A 3,090-nucleotide genomic window follows, 5' to 3' on the forward strand; every position below is an offset into this window, starting at 1 on the left:
AGTTGGCCCTTCGCGTCATTTCGTTGCCGCGCAGTAAGCTGGTCGGTTTCGGAGAAGAGCAGACATCGAACGGTGGCCGAAACCCGCAGAGTCGGTCGAGAATGACCTTGGCTGTGTAAAAACGCAAAGGATTGAAACACGACTAGAATTACATTCTTCAGTTCGTCGGCTAAGTTGAAGGCGCTTGCGAGCTTGAGCGCTAGAACGGTCTCGGACGAATAACTTTTTCTATCGCGCTCAAGCGTCTTGGTGTTTTCACACAGCCAAGACCCAAAGCGGACACGACGGGCCACTATTTGCTGCCACCGCTCCGAGACACGCTATGTAAAAAAAATGTTATTTTTGGTCCCAAGCTTACGGCGGCCACCATGTCAGAAGTCCGACCCCAGCTTCTCATTACGCTAGTGCATGGAACGTGGCCACGCGGCTTCTTTCCGAGACTCTTCCGGTTCAAACAATGGGTACGCGGGCTATTGGGGCGACGCCAACCTTGGGAGCCACCCCCATTTTGGTTTGAGGAAGACAGTCCGTTTCTGACTCGTCTCAGCACCGAACTCCACGACATCCCGCACAAAATCACGCGCCTACTTTGGACCGGCGAAAACTCGATCCGTATAAGAGACGAGACCGCGCAAGTCCTCGCGAAACAGCTATCGGCTGAACACGCTGAACATCCGCAGGCTACTCAACTCATCATCGCCCACAGTCACGGAGGCAATATCGCACTCCGTGCCCTGCACCTTTTGCACCAGCCTGACGGCTCTCGGTTATGCGAGGCAGACGGGCCGCCCCCCCTTGTTGTAACGCTGGCTACTCCGTTTATTGAAGCTCACCATGCCGATTTCGGTGACGAACCTAGTTGGGTAAGAGCCGCTGTCTTCATAGCGCTTTGGACACCACCATGGGTTTTGGCGAAATCACTCTTCCCAATGGACGAGTTTGGCAAACCTTTGCTCATAGCCGGAGCGGTTACTCTTGTTTTCGGTGGGTTTAGTTGGTGGCATGGGTTCTCCAAAAGAGCTACTCGACGACGACAGAACCACGTCGAAGTGCTGCGAACCGCTACCCGATTGGGCGAAATACTGTCAGCCCAAGCTCAACGGCTGCTCATAATCAGAGCGATTGACGACGAAGCGTCCCTCGGATTGGCTTTTGGCACGATTGTTAATTCTTTCATAACAAGGGCGATAAGGTACATACGTTGGATTATATTCGGACCCATTTCAGCAATACTATTGTCGGTCTTTGTAATACGGTACTTCAAGCTATCATTCGAAGACGTAGACATGTTGAAAAAACAAGATTGGTATGAAGGAGCCATACAGGCAGCATGTTCTGCTTTAATCCTTTTTCTATTTGGTCTGCTCTCGGTAGCACGATCAGCACATGGCCGAGAACTCGCTCGAAGTCCCATGGAGTGTCAAATCAATACTCAGTCCGCACCCGACGCCAAGGGTCTATCAGAGATAATCACCTTGGTCCGGCACACATACGTTAAAGAGTTGCGCCATGGCATTTACGACCACGAGGACTGCGCTAAGACGATTTCAGTTTGGGTACGCTCGCGGCTTTGTGCTCTGCCTACGAGGTAGGAGACTGGGGTGATGCCCCTGGGCGGGGGGAATTTACGGGGGTTCTCCCAGACCGACTTTGGAAGCCAAGAAGTCTGCTTTTGGCCCTTCGCGACAGTTTACGCGGCGCGGGGACATGTCCGGAGTTGGAGGCAGACCGGAAGTCACCGGCTGCTGCTCAAACCGGCGCTCTTGACCCTAAGGCGACTTCGGTCTCACGACCGATTTCGGCTCCGCCACGATGGGAGTCCTCCGAATTTCGGATTAGCGTCCCCAGCGATCCTGCCACAATCTTTCGCCGATCGTGCAGCTAACGCGCGGCTCCTTGTCCGATGCAGGCCTGACCGGGCGCTCGGGAGCTCGGCCTGCGACCTCTCGGATCAACTTCGTGCGGATCGCCTCCTTGAAATTCTCGCGGTCCTTGATCGGCAGCACAAAGGCGCCCGGGCCGCCGATAACGCAATCCTCGTAGTACCAATCGAGGTTATCGATATCCATCGTCGAATAGGATGGCTCCTTTACCATGATCGGCAAGCCGTTGATGACGATGCCTTTGGCCAGCGCCTCATCGCGAGCGGGCGCGACCGGCGAGCCGTTATTGTTCGGCCCGTCGCCGGAAATGTCGATGACACGCCGTAATCCCCGGTGGGGGTCCCCATCAAACAGCGGTATCGCGAACGAAATCGCGCCTGAGATTGAGGTGCGCGATCCGCGGCGGACTGGTGTGTTCATGATTTCATCGGCCACGGCGTCAGCCGTCTCGGGACCGTCGATCACGCGCCAGGGAATAATGATCTTCTGATCGTTGGACGCGGACCATTCGAAATAAGTCACGGAAATCTTGCTGTTTGGACCAGTCCTCAGCGCCTGCAAAAATTCCTTGGACACGATCGCCTGGGCGTACCCCTCGCGCTGGACGGCGAGTTCGTCCAAATCCATCGAATAGGAGACGTCGACGGCGACAACGAGTTCGACATCGACCGACGGCGCAGTTTGCTTGTCCGCTATTTCCGGTCTTGGGCCTTGTGCGGCAGCGCTGATGTGATCGCCGCCGAGGATACCTGCAACAACCGCCGCTAAAATAGAGATACACCGCATTGTGGACCTCCATATCTCGAATGCGATGATGACATGCAACCTGCGCCGCGCAAGGTGGAGCATGGGACCTCACGTTCAAGTTAACGGGAGAGAAAGCCGCAAAAATCCGATGCACCGATGCCCGCTTGACTCCAAGCTCTGACTTAGTCCGAGGGCCGGGTTGTGGCTCTGAGCCGACGTGCAGCGAAAGCCCTTGGCATGTCCGCTATCGAAGAGATTGTGTTGCAAAACTCCGATTGAGGCGACTCGCGAACCGTGATTCCGTTGGTTTGAGGCGGCATTTGCGGGAGCAGCGGATGTTAGGTCGGCAGGAGAGCGGTCAGGGCCAGTTTTTTTTACTCCTTTAATCTCGACAAGGTGGTGCCGGCTGATCACTTGGTACGGCAAATCGACGGTTTGCTGGACCTGAGTTGGGTGCACA

2 protein-coding genes are annotated in these 3,090 nt (G+C 55.3%); both read right to left on the reverse strand.

What is annotated here, in order from left to right:
* A partial coding sequence (locus tag AC629_RS48050) for a hypothetical protein (protein ID WP_210419223.1) occupies positions 1 to 293 on the reverse strand: 293 nt, incomplete at its 3' end.
* Between the two features lie 1,542 nt (positions 294 to 1,835).
* The gene (locus tag AC629_RS43275) at positions 1,836 to 2,669 is read right to left on the reverse strand and encodes a DUF1194 domain-containing protein (protein WP_084810706.1); all 834 of its coding nucleotides are present in this window, start codon (positions 2,667 to 2,669) and stop codon (positions 1,836 to 1,838) included.
* Positions 2,670 to 3,090: the final 421 nt, after the last annotated feature.

This window comes from Bradyrhizobium sp. NAS80.1 (assembly GCF_001908205.1).
In the GTDB taxonomy this organism is placed as follows: domain Bacteria; phylum Pseudomonadota; class Alphaproteobacteria; order Rhizobiales; family Xanthobacteraceae; genus Bradyrhizobium.